The organism is Kocuria rhizosphaericola (assembly GCF_044462205.1).
Taxonomy (GTDB): Bacteria; Actinomycetota; Actinomycetes; order Actinomycetales; family Micrococcaceae; genus Kocuria; species Kocuria rhizosphaericola.
This window is the reverse complement of record NZ_JBISWK010000149.1, coordinates 1-17551: the sequence shown is the minus strand read 5'-3', so window position 1 is coordinate 17551 and position 17551 is coordinate 1. Positions and strand designations below refer to the sequence as shown.

Here is a 17551-nt window from a genome sequence, read left to right as displayed (position 1 = left end):
CGCCCAGGGCGGCGACCGTCGCGGCGTGCCACCGGAAGCCGCCGGGAGGGGCCTCGGCCGCGCGGCGCCAGTCGGGCCCGTGCAGGCGGCGCATCAGGGCGTCGTCGGCGTTGCCGGCCTGAACTCGCAGGCTCACGAGGTCGTCGGTAGGACGCACGGGGTGGGTGATCCGGCGCTGCCCGCGCACCAGCTGCCACCCGGCGCGGCGCACGCGCAGCGCGAGGTCCGCGTCCTCGCGGTAGGCCCGCGGGAAGCGCTCGTCGAAGCCGGAGACGGCCTCGAGGGCGGCCACCCGGTAGGCCATGTCCGCGGTCGCCCAGTCGGCGTCCTGGAGGGACGCGGTGTTGCGCTCCCAGTCGGTGGGCCGGCGGGAGCTGGGCAGGGGCACGTCGATCCGGCCCTGGGCCGCGCCGATCTCGGGCCCGCAGGCGGCGAGGTCCTCGGCGAGGCGCTGGGCCCAGCCGGCCGGCAGCTCCACGTCGTCGTCGAGGAAGGCGATCCACTCCGCCCCCGAGCGGCGGGCGGCCCGCCAGCCCCGGTTGCGCGCGGCGGCCGGGCCGCGCCCGTAGCCGCGGACGGTGCGCACGGTCCAGGCCACGGTGTCCGGCACGCTCAGCCGCAGTGGCTCCACGTCGCCGCGCCGGTCGTCGACCACGACGACCTCGAGCGGCCCGGGGTGCTGCGCGTCGACGTCCTGGGCGGAGAGGGTGTCCAGCAGCCACTGGAGGGTCGGGCGCCCCACCGAGGGGACGACCACGGCGTAGCTCGCGTGGCGGGAGATCCCGGTCGTCACTCGGCCTCCTGGAAGAACGCGGCGCGGCGGACCAGGTGCGGCCCGAGCACGAGCGCGGCCACAGGGGCGGAGCCGAAGAGCTCGAGGGCGTCGCGCGGGTCGTCGACCATGGGCCGGCCGGCGGTGTTGAGCGAGGTGTTGACGACGACGGGCACGCCCGTGCGCTCGTCGAAGGCCCGCAGCAGCGCCGCGATCCCGGGATTGTCCTCGTCGGTGACCGTCTGGATCCGGGCCGTGCCGTCCACGTGGGTCACGGTGGGGATCCGCTCCCGCCACTCGGGGGCCACGTCGTGCACGAAGAGCATGAAGGGGCTGGGCATCGGGCCTCCGCCGAAGATCTCCGCGGCGCGCTCCTCGAGGACCATGGGCGCGACCGGCCGGAACTGCTCGCGGCCCTTGACGTCGTTGAGCCGCTCGAGGTTGTCGGGGTGGATCGGGTTCGCGAGCAGGGAGCGGCGGCCCAGGGCCCGGGGGCCGAACTCGCTGCGGCCGTCGAACCAGGCGATCACGCCGTTGTCCGTGAGGATGTCGGCGACCTCGCCGGCGAGGTCGTCCGGGGTGGTGAAGGGCACCTGCGCGGTGCTCAGCCACTGCGCGAGCTCCTCGGCGGACCAGCTGCGCCCGAGGGCCGCGGTGGGCTGGGGCTCGCCGAGGTCCCCGGCCTCCTGGGCCAGGTGCAGGGCGGCGCCGAGCGCGGTGCCGGAGTCCCCGGAGGCGGGCTGCACCCAGACCTCCTCGAAGGGCGTCTCGCGCCAGATCCGGGAGTTGGCCACGCAGTTCAGGGCCGTGCCGCCGGCCATCGTCAGGACCCTGTCCCCGGTCTGTTCGTGCAGCCAGGTGGCCAGGTCGACCAGGACCTCCTCGACCACGGCCTGGACCGAGGCGGCGAGGTCGGCGTGGTCGCCGCCCCACGTGCCGTCGTCGATCCGGCGGGGCGCGAAGCGGGTCCAGTCCGGGGCCTGGGCGCAGAAGCCGCCGTCGCCCTTGGCGCGGACGATCTCGCGCAGCTCGGGCAGGAAGCGGGGCTCGCCGTAGGAGGCCAGGGCCATGACCTTGAACTCGTCGCTCGAGCGCAGGAAGCCCAGGTGGTCGGTCAGGGACTCGTAGAGCAGGCCGAGGGACTCGGGCAGGGCCTGGCGGTGCAGGATCTCCAGCTCACCGTCCCGGTAGCGGCCGGCCAGGTGCGAGTGCGCCTCGCCGCGGCCGTCGACCACCAGGACGCTGCTCGTGCGGGTGGGCGCGGCGAGGCCGGCGGAGGCGGCGTGGGCCACGTGGTGCTCCACGAAGCGGACCTTCCCGCGGTCCAGGCCCGGCAGGGCCTCGGCGAGGAACCCGGGGGCCCGCCGGGCGTAGTCCACGCGCACGGGGTCGTACGGGTCGTCCGGCATCTCGGCGGCGATGGCGGGGTCGAAGGAGTAGCCCACGGCGTCCAGGTCCGCCGGCGTCAGCCCGGCCTCGGCGAGGCACCAGCGCATCGCCTGTTCGGGCAGCTCCCACGCCGAGAACGGCACGGGACGCTTGCCGTGCTTGCGGCGGGAGAAGCGCTCCTCCTCCGCCGCGGCCACCACTCTGCCGTCCACGACGAGAGCCGCCGCGGGGTCGTGAAAAATCGCGTTGACGCCCAGGTAGTTCATGGTTCGGAGTATGGCACAAAATCATCAGGCGGCTGATGTAGGGGCTGTCTCACGCACGGTGCGGCCGGGTCTCCGCCGCCTCGACCAGCTCGCCGCCGAGTTCCCGGTCGAACGCGCCGTCGGCGTCCCGGCCCGGTTCCCCGGACAGGTCCCCGAGGAGGTCCCGGACGAGCTCGTCGAGCTGCTCGAACCCGCTGGGGGCCAGCGCCGCCCTCGCCTCGGCAGCCGCGCGCCCCGCCGGCGACAGGCACCAGCCCAGCTGCTCGTCGAGCCGGTCGGGGACGAGCTCGTCCGCGCCCACCACGGCCGGCCAGTCCCACGCCCGCGCCTGGGCCGTGACCTTCCCGCCGCCCGCGACGGGGTCGACGGCGAGCACGGGAACCCCGCCCCGCAGCGCCAGGACGAGACCGTGCATGCGCATGGTCACCACGGTGTCGAGCCGGGCGATGACCGAGCCGGCCTGGGCCGCGGTGGCGGGCAGCCGCCAGTCCCTCGGGTCCAGCCGGGTGTCCAGCGGCAGCCGGGCGGCGTCGAGCCGGCCCAGCCAGTCCTCCAGCCCGGTCCGGACGGAGTCGTGCCGGCGGCGGGCGCCGTACTCGTGCTGCCCCGAGGTGAGGTAGACCCCGAGCACGGGCACGAGCTGGGGCACGGCCCGCGCCGCGAGATCCCGGCCGGCGTCCGCACCGGGGCGGTCGCGCGCGATGACGCGGTGGAACCCGGCGGTCACCGGGTCCTCGGGGTCGAGGACGCTGACCCCGACCGCGATCCGGCGGCAGTGGGCGAAGCGCTCGTGCAGACCGGCGATCGACCGCCCGGTCGCCGGGCCGCACACGAACAGCAGGTGGGTGTAGTGGGCGGGGTCGACGTCGTCGAGCCGCAGGCCTCCCGGCGGGCACATGACTGCGCTCCACGCGACGTCGTGCGGGATGCCCGCCGTGCCGAGGGCGTCGGCGACGGCGTCCATGGCGAGGACGTCGCCGGCCGTCGCCTCGCCGTGCAGGACGCTGGACCAACCGACCACGAGTGTGTGCATGGCCTCGACGCTACCGGGCGCACCGGCCTTCACGGCGACTCGGCGGGCGAACCGTGGGCACCGTCACCCCCGATAACGACTCGGCACAGCGTCTGGTGACCCAGGTCACAGGCATCTAAGCTCGTAGGCACGGGTCGAGCAGCCGGCCGTGACGTCCTGTCGTGGAAGGACCCCTCCATGGACCAGTCCCTGTCCGTCGTCGTGCAGGTCGAAGTGGACACCCGGTGCGTTCACCTGGTGGTCACCGGCGACCTCACCGAGCGCAATCATCGGAGCCTGACCCCGCTGGTCAGCCGCGCCCGCACCCTGTTCCCGGGCGCGGCCGTCACCGTGGACCTCACGGGCGCCCAGCACGTGGACCCGGGCGGTCTGGACCTGCTGCGGTGGTCCCTCGACCACGGCCCCGAGCCGGGAGGCCCCGTGCAGGTCCTCACCCGGCCGGTGCCGTTCGGACTCACCGAGGCGACCCGTCCGCCGGGCCGGGCGCACGCGCCGGCCCCCTCCTCCTGGCACGGCGCCGGACAGGGCGGGGTGGCGGCGTGAACGACCTCGACGTCGTCCGGTCCCCGGCGGACACCGGTGCCGGGCGGAACCGGGAGTGCGACACGTGCCTGGGCCCGGACTGCGACTTCCCCGGAGAGCTCTCCGCCCTGTCCCTCGTGGAGCTGCAGGTCCTGCACAGCAGGGTCGTGTGCCAGCTCGAGCACGAGTACCTGGTGAACGCCGACGGCCCCCACCCCGTGACGCAGGACCGCCACGAGGAGCTCGTGGCCGAGCTGGAGGCCCGCCGGGACACGGCACCCGGAGCGTGACCCGGTCCGCTCAGGCGATCGACCGCGCGCGCGGACGGCCGGAGACGTACCACTGCGCGAAGAGCACGACGACCAGCGCCACGTCCACCGCGTCCCCGCCGTAGTACATGAGCTGCGCGCCCACGCGGGCCTCCGACGCTCCGACGCCCTCCGGCGGGTGCCCGTACAGGTGCTTGGCGAGCGCCGAGTGGGCCGCCAGGAAACCGACCAGCACCGCCGCGCGCAGCCGGAAGGAGCCCCGGTGCGGATCCGGATCCACCCCCACCACGGCCGCGGTGAAGACACAGCCCGCCAGGAGGACGTGGAGGTGCACCGCCGCGTGCACGGGCACCGAGGTGTGCACGAGTCCGTACAGCCCGGTGGTGTAGAGCAGCCACAGGCCGCCCGCGTTGAGCGTTCCCGCCACCACCGGGTGGGTCACGGCCCGGACCGGCGGCGTGCGGAGGAGACCGGACACGGTCCGGGCCCGGGCCACGGGCAGCGCGCGCAGCGCCAGGGTCACGGGTGCGGCGAGCACCAGCAGCAGCGGGGCGGCCATCCCCAGCAGCAGGTGGCCGGCCATGTGGGCGGTGAAGGAGGTGCGGGCGGCGACCGCCAGGGGCCCCACCAGCGCCGTTCCGGCGCAGAGCAGCCCCGCGCCCCACAGCACCGCGCGGTGCACCGGCCACGGAGCTCGGTGCCGTGCCGCCCACAGACCCGTGGCGTAGCCCGCGGCGCCCAGGACGAGCAGGACGAGGACGGTCCCGTCGAAGAGGGCCCAGCCGGTGGTGCCGTGGTGGTCGGTCATCGCCCGGGGCGGACCGGGCGGGCCCGGTGCAGCAGCAGCAGTCCGGCCGCGAGCGCGAGCACCGCCGTGCCGATCCAGGTGGCGTCGTAGACCAGCAGGTCCACGTCGTAGCGGATCTGGTGGATCCGGAGCACCTTGTGCAGGACCACGCCGTCGAAGAGCTGGAACGCGCCGAGGCCCGCGAGCAGAGCCCCGGTCCAGCGGCCCCAGGACAGGGCGCCCCGGCGCCGGATGTCGGCGAGCAGGAAGAGGGAGCCCACGGTGGCGAACCAGCCGAAGGCGTGGAAGAGCCCGTCGGAGGCGAGGGCGACTCCGGTGGTGGACAGGTCGTAGAAGTGGTGCCAGTGCAGGAGCAGGTGGAAGACGGCGAGGTCCACCACGGAGGCGGCGATGCCGGCCCCCAGCAGGGCACCGGCGAGCAGGGTCCGGCGGTCCTGGTCGGCCATCGTGTCCTCCTGGTGCGCACGGGCGGGGTCGCGCTCCAGCCTACGGCGGCCGCGTCCGCTGTCCAGGGCCCGGTGGGCGGGGCGGTCCGGGTGGTTCAATGGCACGGTGCGCAACGACAACCTGACCCGCCGCGAGACCGCCGACCGTTCCGAGCTCGTCGCCGTGGAGAGCTACGACGTGCTGCTGGACCTGTCCACCGCACCGGACCCGGAGGCGGACTCGTTCCGGTCCGTGACCACGGTGCGCTTCGGCGCGGAGGAGGGCGCCCAGACGTTCCTGGACTTCATCGGCCACTCCGTGGAGTCGGTGACGGTCAACGGCCGGGAGCTGGATCCGGACGACGTCGTCGAGGGCGCTCGGGTCCGTCTGCCGTCCCTCGGGGCGACCAACGAGGTGACGGTGGCCGGGCGGGGCCTGTACTCCCGCTCCGGCGAGGGGATGCACCGGTTCGTGGATCCGGCCGACGGCCGGGTCTACCTGTACACGCAGTACGAGCCGGCGGACGCCCGCCGGGTCTTCGCGAACTTCGAGCAGCCGGACCTCAAGGCGTCCTTCCGGTTCACGGTCCTGGCCCCGGACGGCTGGCAGGTCTCGTCCAACGGGGTGCGCATGGCGGTGTCCTCCGCCCCGGAGGCCGAGCGGCCCGGTGCGGTGCGCCACGAGTTCGCCCCCACGGAGCGGATCTCCACGTACATCACCACGGTGCTGGCGGGCCCGTACCACCGGGTCTTGGGCGAGTGGCGGCACTCCTTCGAGGACGGCAGCCGCATGTCCGTGCCGCTGGCCCTGTACTGCCGCGCCTCGCTGGCGGAGCACCTGGACGCGGGCACCGGCGCCCGCGAGCTGTTCGACCTCACCCGGCAGGGCCTGACGTTCTTCACCGAGCTGTTCGGCTACCCGTACCCCTTCGGGAAGTACGAGCAGGCGTTCGTGCCCGAGTACAACCTGGGCGCCATGGAGAACCCCGGGCTGGTGACCTTCACCGAGGAGTACCTGTTCCCGGACGGCGCCACCCGGGCCCAGTACCAGGGGCGGGCCAACACCCTCATGCACGAGATGTCCCACATGTGGTTCGGGGATCTCGTGACCATGACGTGGTGGGACGACCTGTGGCTCAAGGAGTCCTTCGCCGAGTTCATGGGCGCCCACGCGTCCGTGCAGGCCACGGACTTCGAGGAGGCGTGGATCGCGTTCGCGGACCGCCGGAAGGCCTGGGCCTACCGGCAGGACCAGCTGCCCACCACGCACCCCGTGGTCGCCGACATCCAGGATCTCGAGGCCGCCCGGCAGAACTTCGACGGCATCACCTACGCCAAGGGCGCCGCGGTGCTCAAGCAGCTGGTCGCGTTCGTGGGCTACGACCCGTTCGTCGACGCGTGCCGCGCCTACTTCCGCCGCCACGCCTACGGGTCCACCACCCTCGAGGACTTCCTGGCCGTGCTCGAGGAGGCCTCCGGACGGGACGTGCGCGGCTGGGCGGACTCCTGGCTGGGCACTTCCGGCGTCTCCTCCCTGGCCTTGGACCTCGCCCGGGACGACGACGGCACCGTGACCTTCGCCGCGCTGCTCCAGGATCCCGGGGCCGGGGTGCTGCGCCCGCACCGGCTGCTGCTGGGCGGCTACGAGCGCGGACCCGGTGACGTCCTGGTGCGCACCGGCACGGTCAGCGTGGACCTGCCTGCCGCGGCGTCCGTGGAGGTCCCCGAGCTCGTGGGCTCGACCGCCTCCCTGCTGGTGGTCAACGACGAGGACCTCACCTACGCCAAGACCCGCCTGGACGCGCTGTCGCTCACCACGGCCCTGAGCTCCCTGTCCTCCGTGGAGGACGACATGGCCCGTGCCCAGGTCTGGTCGGGGCTGTGGAACGCCACCCGGGACGCCGAGCTCGACCCCGGGGACTGGGTGGGCGCCGTCCTGGACCACGGCTTCACCGAACCGCGGACCGGGATGCTCGTCACCGCCGTGGACCACGCCGTGGAGGCCGTCGAGCGCTTCACCCCGACCGCACGGCGGGACCGGCTGCGGGGGCGGCTGCTCGACGCCGCCGTCCGGGAGCTGCGCCGCGCCGACCCCGGCGGCGACCGGCAGCTGGCCCTCGCCCGGCTCACCGCCCGCACGGCCCGCCGCGACGGGAGCCACGCCGGCTGGCTGCGCGACCTCCTCGGCGGGCGGGACGCGTTGCCCGGGCTCCGGTTGGGCTCGGAGCTGCGCTGGGCGCTGTGGACCGCGCTCGCGGCCACGGGCCACGGCGAGGACCCCGAGCTGGAGGCCGCCCTGGAGCGAGAGCGTGCCGGCGACCGGACCCGCACCGGGCAGGTCGGGTGGGCCCGCGCCCGCGCCGCCCGCCCGCTCCCCCGTGCCAAGGCCGAGGCGTGGGAGGCGATCACCGGCGACGAGCTGTCCAACGACCTGCTGAGCGCCACGATCACCGGCTTCCAGCTGGGCCCGGCGGAGCTGGTGGAGCCGTACCGCGAGCAGTACTTCGTCATGCTGGAGGAGGTCTGGGCGCGCCGGTCCATCGGGATGGCCACCCGCATCGTGCAGGGGCTCTATCCGGCGGGGGCCGACCTCGAGCCGGGCCACGACCCCGAGCGCCACCCCGTGCTCGCCCGCACGGAGCTGTGGCTGAGCAACCACGCCGGGGCTCCCGCCGCCCTGCGCCGGGTCCTGGTCGAGGAGCGGGACCACCTGCTGCGGGCCCTGCGCGCCCAGGCGGCGGCGCGTCCCTGACCCCTCACGCCGAGTCCCCGAGCACTCGCCGTCCCCCCCCGCTTCGAACGAGGGGACGGCGACTGCTCGGGGACTCGTGCGGTTCCGGGCGGAGCGGGCTCAGGCGGCGGGGCGCCCCGAGCGGCGCAGCACGCGGTCGACGGCGCGCTGGGCGTCCTCGTTGGACTTGAAGACCCGCCGGTCGAGGCTCTGGCCGAGCGACATCGACGAGTTGCCCAGCTGCAGCAGGTTCACCTTGGAGTCGTTGCGGTGCTCGCGGCGCGGCTGGGGCGCCTGCGGACCGGTCCGGGCGTCATAGGCCATGGTGGATCCTTTCCGTGACATCTCCAGTGTAGGAGGCCGCCGCCCCACTGAACAGAGCGCCGCCGGTCATCGGCCGTGCCGCCGCGCCCGGGAGGTGTACCAGCCCCGGTCCACGGACCGCCGCACCCACCAGGTGCGCGCCACGAGCACGAGGGACAGCACGTGCAGCAGCACGAGCACCGACCAGTACGCCGCGGCGGCCCCCGCGGTGAGGGGGACCGACGCCGCGCCGGCGAGCATCAGCATGACGAGGGCCTCCAGGTTCAGCGCGTAGCGCAGGGGGCGCATCACGCGCACGGAGATGTCGTGCTCCGGCTGCCGGTTGATCCAGGACAGCAGCACCGCCACCACGGACATCACGATCGACGCCGCCGCGGAGGGCACCTGCCAGCCGGGTCCCAGGACGTGCTCCTGCACGATCCCCACGATCCCCACGAGCAGCAGGACCGCGGTGATGAGACTGACCGCCACGGACGCGAACCCCGTGATCCCCTGCCGCGCCGGCAGGATCACCAGCTCGCAGAAGGCGTCGTCGAAACGGGACGTGGGCCGCAGCGCCAGGTGGCCGCGCACCGCCCCGGGCCACCGCCGCACGGTGCGGTCCTCGGCGAGCACCCGGTCCACCGCCCGGTGCGACCCCCCGGGGCCGGGGTGCCCGCCCTCGTGCGAGAGGACCGTGAACTCGTGCAGTCGGACCTCCGGCGGCACCGTCAGTTCCACGTGGAAGCTGCGGCAGGACGCGAGGTCGTGCAGGCCGACCCTGCCCACCCAGGGCATCCAGCAGTGCCGCAGCCGGTCCCGGGCGCGCGGCCTCCCGCCGGCGGCGTACTGCTCGTCCATCGAGTACTTGAGCACGAGCCGGCGGCCCGCGAACTCCGCCGGCAGCGCGAAGGTCAGCAGGAAGCCGCGGGCCAGCTGGTCGGCCACCGTGGTGAACAGGGCGAGGTCGGCGTCCCAGTGCTCGGCGTCCTCCGCCGGGAGCCGCCCCCGGTCGACGAGCTCCTGCACGACCACGCGCAGGTGCTCGCAGTAGGCCCAGAACCCGTCGAGGGCGTCCTCCACGAGCAGCTCGGGGGCGTGCACGATCGCCGGGACGTGGTCGTGCGCCAGGACGGCGGCCTCGGCCGGCGGCAGCTGCTCCGGGATCAGCCCGCACAGGAGCAGCTCGGCGAGCGTGCCGTTGTCCTCCGTGCCGAGGACCGGGACGGGGTCGCCCTGGCAGACGGCGTCGAAGTTGCGCAGGGGCTGCTTGGCCTGGATGGTCACGGGCACCAGCAGCCGGCCGGCGGTGTCGACCGGCCACGGGGCGCGCGCGGCGAGGTCGACGTCGAGGGAGACCTTCCGGCGGGTGACGCCGTCGGGGCTCATGAGCACGGACTCCACGCGGCGGTGGATCCAGTCGGCGGGACTGAGGAACAGCGCGCGCAGCACGTCCGCGTCCACCGCCGGGCGGCCGGGCTCGGGCGGGGGGACCTGGCCCTGGGGCATCCTCGCGCCTCCTTCACGGATCCCGGTGCGACTCTCGTCCCGGGCGGTCACCGGGGCCCGCCCGGTGTCCTGATCGGCCATCATTGCACCAGTCAGCACGGACACCGTACGGGTCGGACAATGAACCGGGCGTCCCGGGAATCGTGAGATGCTGAGGACGACTTGATGCCCCAGCTCCATCGAGGGAGACCATGACCGACTACGCGCTCAACGACCGCGGCTCTCTGGAGATCGTCACGGAGAACTTCTACGACACCGAGATCATGCGGGTGTTCGGCGGTCTGTCCTTCGGCAAGCTGCGCACCTGGACGGGCAACGCGGCGCTGGTCCCGGAACCTGACAACCCCTTCGACCCCCACACGGTCTCGGTGCGGATCGGGCCCAACAAGATCGGGCACCTCGCCCAGCAGGACGCGCAGCGGTACTGGCCCTACCTCGCGCGTGTCATCGCCTCCGGCTACACGCCGGTGGCGCCGCTGAAGCTGGAGGCCACGGTCCTGCGCCAGGACGGGCAGGCGGAGGTCGACGCCACGGCCCGGCTCTCGATCGCGGCCCCGGACCTGCTGTTCCCGCTCAACACGCCCCCGACGCACGCGGCGGTGCTGCCGCAGGGTCCGTCGATCAAGGTCCTGGACGAGCAGGAGTTCGCCGAGTACCTGCACAGCGTGATCCCCCCGTCCGGGGAGGGCCGGGTGATGCTGACCCTGGAGACCAACAAGGTCCGCAACCACCACGGGCAGACCCTTGACATCGTGGACGTGCTCTACGAGCGCCGCCAGGTGGGCCGGCTCTCCACCCAGATGTCCCAGCAGCTCATCCCGATCATCGACCACGCCTTCCAGCAGGAGAAGCTCACCGCGGTGTGGGGCACCATCCGGGGCTCGGCCTTCGAGGTCTCCATGACGCTCCAGGCCGCGCGCCCGGAGGAGATCCCCGCGGAGTGGTTCGAGCAGCTGCCCAACGACGTCCCCGAGCTCCTGCCGCCCGCCGACAGCTACCCCGTCCCGGACGCCTACGTCCCGGCCGAGGCCGACCGCTCGCGCAACGCGAAGAAGTGGCGCAAGGGCCTGGCCGTGTCCGCCGCGGCGTCCGGCGGCGCCGAGCGCGCCCCGCACGACGACGACGTGACCGCCCAGCGGTCCTCCGCCGGCCCGGGGGTCGGCGTCGGCGTGCTCGGCCGGGTGCACGTGGCGGTGTGGGTGCTGCTCGCCATGACCCTGCTGCTGGGCGCGGTGGGCGTGGTCTTCCTCGGCATCGAGCCGCTGGTGAGCGCCCTGTGCTTCATCGTGGCCGTCGCGACCGGGTTCATGTCGTTCTACCTGGCCCGGATGAGCACCGGAGTGGCCCGCCGATGATCAGCCGACGGGAACGCTTCCTCCAGATCCTCGAGGTGCTGTCGAAGCACGGCTTCGGCTTCGCCCTCGGCGGGATCAAGGAGGAGTGGCGTGCACCTCTGGCCCGGGTCCGGCTCATCGACCCGGACAAGCTCTACAGCCAGCCCGTCCACCTGCGGCAGGCCCTCGAGGAGCTCGGTCCCACCTTCGTGAAGCTCGGCCAGGTCGTCTCGACCCGGCCGGACCTGCTGCCGCCGCGGTACGTGCAGGAGCTGACGCGGCTGCAGGACAACTCGCCCCCGGTGCCGCCGGACCGGATCCGCGCGATGATCGAGTCCGAGCCGGACTCCGCGGCCGAGGAGATCCTCGCCCAGATCGACCCCGTGCCCCTCGCCACGGGCTCGATCGGTCAGGCGCACGCGGCCGTCTACAAGGGGGTGGACGTCATCGTGAAGGTGCGCCGCCCCGGCGTCGTCGAGGACGTCAACCGTGACCTCGAGATCCTCTCGGAGCTGGCCAAGCTGCTGTCCACCTACTGGCCGGCGGTGGAGCACTTCGACCTCGAGGGCCTCGCGGACGAGTTCGCCCAGTCCCTGCGGGACGAGATGGACTACCTCACGGAGGCCCGCAACGCCCAGCGGATGGCCGAGAACTTCATGGGCGACCCCCGGGTGCACATCCCGGAGATCTTCTGGGAGGCCTCGACCTCCCGGATCCTCACGATGGAGCGGATCCGGGGGATCAAGATCAACGACTACCCCGCCCTCGAGGACGCCGGCCTCGACCGGCACCTGCTGGCCGTGGACTCGACCGAGGCCATCTGCCGGATGATCTTCGAGCACGGCTTCTTCCACGCGGACCCGCACCCCGGCAACCTCTTCGTGGAGACCGGCGGTCGGATCGGCATCATCGACTTCGGGATGATGGGCACCTTGACCGACGACTTCCGGGACCACCTGGTGACCCTGATGCTCGGCGTGGTCCAGGAGAACCCGCGGCGGGCCGCCGCGGGACTGCTGGGGCTGACCTCGCAGGAGCAGGACGTCAACAAGAAGGAGCTCGAGCGGGACGTGGCGATCCTGCTGCGCCGCTACTCGAACAAGCCCCTGCACGAGGTGCGGGTGGGTCACCTCATGGGCGACCTCATCGGACTGCTGCGCCGCTACCGGATGCACCTGCCGCGCGAGTCCGCCCTGTTCCTGCGGATGCTCGTCACGGCGGAGTCCGTGGGCACCGGTCTGGACCCGGAGTTCGACCTCGTCTCGGTCCTCACCCCGTACGCGCAGCGGTTCGTGCTGCACCGGCTCTCCCCCGAGATCCTGGCCAAGCGGCTGCGCGACATCCTGCAGGACGCGATGCAGATGGGCATCGAGGCCCCCGAGTACCTCCGGCGGCTCATCGTGGTCCTGGAGCGCGGCGGCTTCGACGTGCACCTGCGCGCCGACGAGTTCGAGCCGCTGCTCAAGCGGGGCGAGAAGATCGGCCACCAGGTGGTGGCCGGCGCGGTGATCGCCGCGTCCATCAACGGCATGGCCCACATCCTCGCGTCCGATCCGGACCGGTGGCGGAAGTTCCACACCCCTCTCATCGCCGGCGGCGCGACCACCGTGGGCACCCTCACCGGCTACCTCGTGCTCTCCACCAACGTGCCCAAGGTCCGGCGCCTGGCGAACACCATCCGGGTCCGCCGCCGCTTCTGAGCCCGGCTCCCGCGCCGAGCCGCGGCGCGCTCGTCCGAGCGCACGGCCACCGGCGGCCTCGCCCTCGGTCATAGCTCTGACACGCCTCTGACATGCCTCGACGGTAGTCACGCCAGGATCACACCGCGGGTCGGACGATGTCCGTGCGACCGGGAAACCGTGCCGGGACCGACCCGGCAGGCGGGGACGACGAGGACCGCCCGGCCCGGTCGCGCCCACCTTATCCACCGTGGCGGGGACACCGTGCCATCGGACGGCCCCGCCCCGCGTCAAGGAGCACATCATGAGCGCACTGGACCTCTCGGACGACCGGACCGCCTCCGCCGCACCCGGGGGCATCTCACGGAGGAACCTCATCACGGCCGGAGCTGTGCTGGGCACGGGGGTCGCCCTGGGCTCGGCCCCCGCCGGCGCCGCCGCCCACGTCACCACCACCGCCTGGTCCGGGTGGGAGGACCTGGGCGGGAACTGCCGGTACGGCACCGGCGTGTCCTCTTGGGCCCGCGGCCGGCTCGACACCTTCGTCATCGGCACCGACAACGCCCTGTGGCACAAGTGGTACGACCGCGGCTGGAGCGACTGGGAGAGCCTCGGCGGCTGGCTGAAGTCCAACCCGGCGGCCGTCTCCTGGAGCCGCGACCGGATCGACGTCTGCGGCATCGGTCGCGATGACGCCCTGTGGCACAAGTGGTGGGACGGGCGCCGCTGGAGCGGCTGGGAGAGTCTCGGCGGCCGGTGCCGCGGCGGCGTCGGGATCTCCTCCTGGGACCGCAACCGGCTCGACTGCTTCGTGCTCGGCACGGACGACGCTCTGTGGCACAAGTGGTGGAACGGGCGCCGCTGGAGCGGCTGGGAAAGCCTCGGCGGGCGACTGCGGTACAACCCCTCCGCGGTGTCCTGGAGCCGCAACCGGATCGACTGCTTCGGCATCGGCACGGACAACGCCCTGTGGCACAAGTGGTGGAACGGGCGCCGTTGGAGCGGCTGGGAGAGCCTCGGCGGCGACTGCCGGGGTGGCACCGGCGCCTCGTCCTGGGCCAGGGGCCGGCTCGACTGCTTCGTGGTCGGCACCGACGAGGCCGTGTGGCACAAGTGGTACGACCGCGGCTGGAGCGGCTGGGAGAGCCTCGGCGGCCGGGTTGAGTACAACCCCTCGGCGGTCTCCTGGAGCCGCAACCGCGTGGACGTCTGCGGGATCGGCAGCGACAACCGCCTCTACCACAAGTGGTGGTCCTGACCGCTGCCCGCCGTCCCGGGCCCCGACAGGGCTCGGGACCGTCGCACGCGCTGTGCAGCACGTCATGTCGTTGACTTCCCCCACGCCGCGGCCCAGCATGGCGGTGAAGCGCAGGCGCGGACGTTGTGCCTGGTCAACCGGGGGAGCAACGTCATGGGCGAGTGGCGGACGATCACGCTGCGGCTGCTGGGGTGCTGGGAGGCATCCGTGCATGGGGCCCGGGTGCAGACCGGCTCCCGGCAGCAACGGCTCCTGGCGGCGCTGGCGATCCGCGGCCCCCGGCCCCGGCAATACCTCGCCGGGCTGCTGTGGCCGGAGTGCTCGGAGGACCACGCGCTCGGCAGCCTGCGCACGACCGTCTTCACCCTGTCCCGGCGTGCGCCGGGGGTCCTGGTGTGCCACGGAGGCACTCTCGCGCTGTCCGAGGCGGTGGAGGTGGACCTCCACCACCTGCTCGAGCTGGTCGTGCGCCCGGTGGCGTCCTGGTCCGCCGAGCGCGACGACGCCTGGGTGCTGGCGCACCCCGGGGTGGAGCTGCTGCCGGGCTGGTACGACGACTGGGTGGTCGACGAGCAGGCGCGGCTGCAGGATCTCTACGTCAACGCCGTCGAGGCGCGGGCCGAGCTCTGCCTCGTCCAGGGGGACGTCCATCGTGCCCTGGCCCTGGCCCGGACGGCCCGCGACACCGCTCCCCTGCGCGAGAGCGGCCTGTGCCTTCTGGTCCGCGCCCACCTGGGCCTCGGCAACGAGGCGGAGGCGTGGCGGACGTTACGGAGCTACTGTTCGGACCTGGCACGAGAACTGGGCGAGCAGCCATCGGACAGGGTCCGGGAGCTGCTCGAGCCCGTGCGCCGGCGGTGAGGTCCCCGCCCCCGCGTGCGGGAGCCGGCACCAGGCGCCGTGAGCGCGGGGGCGCCGGTGCTCAGTCCCCGGCCGGCGGCATCTCGACGTGCACGACCTTCACCTGGGTCATCTCGTCGAGGAGTTCGGGGCCGTAGCCGAAGCCCGCGCCGCTGGCCCGGCGCGGCTGCGCCGCACCTCCCGGGGCGCCGCCGAAGACGTTGTTGACCTTCAGGGTGCCCACGGGCAGCTCGGCCACGGCGCGCTGGGCGTGGGCGATCCGCCCGGTGAGCACGGTCGCGGCGAGCCCGTACCGGTCGGCCGCGGCCAGCCGGAGCCCCTCCTCGAAGCTGTCCACGACCTGCACCGGGGCCACGGGCCCGAACGTCTCCTCGGTCATCACGGGCATCCCGGAGGCGCAGCCGCGCAGGACGGTGGCCGGGTAGAACGCCCCGGGGCCCCCGGGCACGCGCGCCCCCTCGAGCACGACGGCCCCGCGCTCGACGCTGTCGGCCACCTGGCGGTGCACCTCCTCGCGCATCCGCTCGTCGACCAGCGGGGCGAGCGTGCCGTCGCCGTTGCGCCGGCGCGCCTCCTCCGCCAGCGCCGCGAGGAACGGCTCGGCGACGCCGCGGTGGACGTAGATCCGCTCGACCGCCACGCAGATCTGGCCCGAGTTGGCGAACGCGCCGAGGGCGGCCTGCGCGGCTGCCCAGACGGGGTCCACGTCGTCGTCGACCACCAGGGGGTCGTTGCCGCCGTTCTCCCGGATCACGTGGGCGCCGGTGCCGACCGCCGCCCGGGCGATGGCCTCCCCGGCGGCGGTGGAGCCGACGTGGGCCAGGACGTCGACGTCGGGCAGCCCGGTGAGCAGCTCCCCCACGGCGGCGCCGCCGGTGACGGTGGTGAGGACACCGGCGGGCAGGGCCCCGGCCAGGATCTCCCCGAGGCGGGCCCCGACGTGGGGGCAGCGCTCACTGGGCTTGTGCACCACGGTGTTGCCGGTGACGATCGCGGCGCCGAGCAGGCCCGCGGCCACGGCCACGGGGTCGTTCCAGGGCGTGAGGGCGACCACGACGCCGCGCGGTTCCGCGACGGTGTAGTCGGCCGCCAGCACGCTGCCGCGCAGGCTGTGGCCCCGGTGCACCGGGCCGAGCTCCGCGTACTGATGGAGGGTGCCGACCCCGGCCATGACCCCGCCGAGGGACTCCTCGACGGGCTTGCCGGTCTCGCGGGCGTTGAGCTCGGCGAGCTCCTGGGCGTGCTCGGCCAGGCGGTCCGCGGCTGCGCGCAGGGTCTTCCCGCGCTCCTCGGGGGCGGTCCGCGCCCAGTCCCGGGCGGCGCCGCGGGCGGTCGCGACCGCCGCACGGACCTCCTCCACCGTGGCCGTGGCCACGGTGCCGACCGTGGACCCGTCCCGCGGGTCCAGCACGGTGAGCTCGTTCGTCGGGGCGGTGGCGGGTGCTGGGGTGGTCATGGAACTCCTCTGCTGTCGGTCGGGGGTGCGCGTGCGGCGACCCCGGGGGCGTCCTGATGAGCATACTGATGAACGGCCCGGGACCGGTTACGGTAGCAGTGGCCAGGCCGCCGCACCCGCGGGGCCTGCCCTGTTCCGACCAGGAGCAGCCGCCCGCCCGCGGCACCTGCCGCGGGCGCGGCCATGCCCAGCAGAGAGGAAGTTGTATGAGTTTCCAGCCCACCAATCCCGGCCGGGTGCTGATCACCGGCGGTGCCTCCGGGCTCGGCGCCGCCGTGGTGGAGGCGGTCCGCGACAACGGCGGCACCCCCATCGTCCTGGACCGGGACATCAGCACGCTCACCGGCGTCACCGCCTACGAGGTCGACGTGGCGGACACCGCCGCGGTGACCGAGACGGTGCGCCAGGCCGTGGAGGCCGCCGGCGGTCTGGACGCGGTGGTCACCGCCGCCGGCATCGACCGCTGCGGCCGTCTCGAGGACGTGGCGACCGCCGAGTGGGAGAAGGTCGTGCAGGTCAACCTGTTCGGCACCGTGTCCACGGTGCGGGCGGCCCTGCCCGCGCTGCGGGAGTCGCGGGGCCGGGTCATCACCGTGGCCTCCACCCTGGCGCTCAAGGGCGTCTCGGACGCGACGGCGTACTGCGCCTCCAAGTTCGGCGTGCTGGGCTTCAGCCAGGCCCTCGCCGCGGAGCTCAAGGGCGAGGTGGGCGTCACCCAGCTCATCCCGGGCGGCATGAAGACGCGCTTCTTCGACGACCGGGACGAGCAGTACAAGCCCCAGGACGACTCCCAGCTCAACGACCCCGAGAACGTGGCGAACGCCGTCCTGTTCGCCCTCGCACAGCCCCAGGGGTGCGAGATCCGCGAGCTGTTCATCGCCCACGCCGAGGAGGGCTCCTGGCCCTGATCGACCGGGAGGTGCGGAGGCGGACGGG

General features: G+C 73.7%; 16 protein-coding genes. 8 read left to right on the top strand and 8 right to left on the bottom strand.

Annotation, left to right across the window (positions count from 1 at the left end; all coding sequences use genetic code 11):
- The 3 genes from ACH9D2_RS15410 to ACH9D2_RS15400 all read right to left on the bottom strand — a co-directional run.
- The coding region (locus tag ACH9D2_RS15410) for a glycosyltransferase (RefSeq protein WP_396363699.1) at positions 1-793 on the bottom strand (793 nt) is incomplete at its 3' end.
- Positions 790-2427 (bottom strand): carbamoyltransferase C-terminal domain-containing protein, encoded by a 1638-nt coding sequence (locus tag ACH9D2_RS15405; protein WP_396363698.1) that lies wholly within the window; start codon positions 2425-2427, stop codon positions 790-792. The genes ACH9D2_RS15410 and ACH9D2_RS15405, both read right to left, overlap by 4 nt.
- A 49-nt stretch (positions 2428-2476) precedes the next feature.
- A complete protein-coding gene (locus tag ACH9D2_RS15400) occupies positions 2477-3460 on the bottom strand; it encodes a polysaccharide pyruvyl transferase family protein (RefSeq protein ID WP_396363697.1) in 984 nt (327 codons plus the stop codon).
- 177 nt (positions 3461-3637) lie between these two features.
- Here ACH9D2_RS15400 and ACH9D2_RS15395 point away from each other — a divergent pair, with 177 nt between their 5' ends.
- Together ACH9D2_RS15395 and ACH9D2_RS15390 are read left to right on the top strand one after the other, a co-directional pair.
- Positions 3638-4003 (top strand): hypothetical protein, encoded by a 366-nt coding sequence (locus ACH9D2_RS15395; protein ID WP_396363696.1) that lies wholly within the window; start codon positions 3638-3640, stop codon positions 4001-4003.
- Positions 4000-4272, top strand: coding sequence for a hypothetical protein (locus tag ACH9D2_RS15390; RefSeq protein ID WP_396363695.1), 273 nt, complete (start codon positions 4000-4002; stop codon positions 4270-4272). Before ACH9D2_RS15395 ends, ACH9D2_RS15390 begins: the two co-directional genes overlap by 4 nt.
- Before the next feature lie 10 nt (positions 4273-4282).
- On the opposite strand, the gene ACH9D2_RS15385 is transcribed toward ACH9D2_RS15390, so the two are convergent.
- Positions 4283-5059, bottom strand: coding sequence for a cytochrome c oxidase assembly protein (locus ACH9D2_RS15385; RefSeq protein WP_396363694.1), 777 nt, complete (start codon positions 5057-5059; stop codon positions 4283-4285).
- Positions 5056-5505 (bottom strand): DUF2243 domain-containing protein, encoded by a 450-nt coding sequence (locus tag ACH9D2_RS15380; RefSeq protein ID WP_396363693.1) that lies wholly within the window; start codon positions 5503-5505, stop codon positions 5056-5058. Before ACH9D2_RS15380 ends, ACH9D2_RS15385 begins: the two co-directional genes overlap by 4 nt.
- A gap of 106 nt (positions 5506-5611) precedes the next feature.
- Between ACH9D2_RS15380 and pepN the strand changes: the two genes are divergently transcribed.
- On the top strand, positions 5612-8236 hold the full coding sequence (gene pepN, locus ACH9D2_RS15375; protein WP_396363692.1) for an aminopeptidase N: 2625 nt from the start codon (positions 5612-5614) through the stop codon (positions 8234-8236).
- 99 nt (positions 8237-8335) lie between these two features.
- Here pepN and ACH9D2_RS15370 read toward each other — a convergent pair whose 3' ends face one another.
- Positions 8336-8539 carry a hypothetical protein gene (locus ACH9D2_RS15370; protein WP_058875007.1) on the bottom strand — a complete coding sequence of 68 codons (204 nt, stop codon included), beginning with the start codon at positions 8537-8539 and terminating at the stop codon, positions 8336-8338.
- 66 nt (positions 8540-8605) lie between these two features.
- Positions 8606-10027 carry a hypothetical protein gene (locus ACH9D2_RS15365; protein ID WP_396363691.1) on the bottom strand — a complete coding sequence of 474 codons (1422 nt, stop codon included), beginning with the start codon at positions 10025-10027 and terminating at the stop codon, positions 8606-8608.
- A gap of 191 nt (positions 10028-10218) precedes the next feature.
- On the opposite strand from ACH9D2_RS15365, the gene ACH9D2_RS15360 reads away from it, so the two are divergent.
- The 4 genes from ACH9D2_RS15360 (at position 10219) to ACH9D2_RS15345 (ending at position 15159) form a co-directional block, all read left to right on the top strand.
- Positions 10219-11382, top strand: coding sequence for a hypothetical protein (locus tag ACH9D2_RS15360; RefSeq protein WP_396363690.1), 1164 nt, complete (start codon positions 10219-10221; stop codon positions 11380-11382).
- Positions 11379-13061, top strand: a complete 1683-nt coding sequence (locus ACH9D2_RS15355; protein ID WP_396363689.1) for an ABC1 kinase family protein — start codon at positions 11379-11381, stop codon at positions 13059-13061. The genes ACH9D2_RS15360 and ACH9D2_RS15355 overlap by 4 nt, the downstream gene beginning before the upstream one ends.
- Before the next feature lie 283 nt (positions 13062-13344).
- Positions 13345-14298 carry a hypothetical protein gene (locus ACH9D2_RS15350; RefSeq protein ID WP_396363688.1) on the top strand — a complete coding sequence of 318 codons (954 nt, stop codon included), beginning with the start codon at positions 13345-13347 and terminating at the stop codon, positions 14296-14298.
- 153 nt (positions 14299-14451) lie between these two features.
- On the top strand, positions 14452-15159 hold the full coding sequence (locus ACH9D2_RS15345) for an AfsR/SARP family transcriptional regulator (RefSeq protein WP_396363687.1): 708 nt from the start codon (positions 14452-14454) through the stop codon (positions 15157-15159).
- Positions 15160-15220: 61 nt separating this feature from the next.
- On the opposite strand, the gene ACH9D2_RS15340 is transcribed toward ACH9D2_RS15345, so the two are convergent.
- Positions 15221-16615 carry an aldehyde dehydrogenase family protein gene (locus ACH9D2_RS15340; protein WP_396363686.1) on the bottom strand — a complete coding sequence of 465 codons (1395 nt, stop codon included), beginning with the start codon at positions 16613-16615 and terminating at the stop codon, positions 15221-15223.
- A 206-nt stretch (positions 16616-16821) separates the two neighbouring features.
- Here ACH9D2_RS15340 and ACH9D2_RS15335 point away from each other — a divergent pair, with 206 nt between their 5' ends.
- Positions 16822-17523, top strand: coding sequence for an SDR family oxidoreductase (locus tag ACH9D2_RS15335; RefSeq protein ID WP_396363685.1), 702 nt, complete (start codon positions 16822-16824; stop codon positions 17521-17523).
- Positions 17524-17551: the final 28 nt, after the last annotated feature.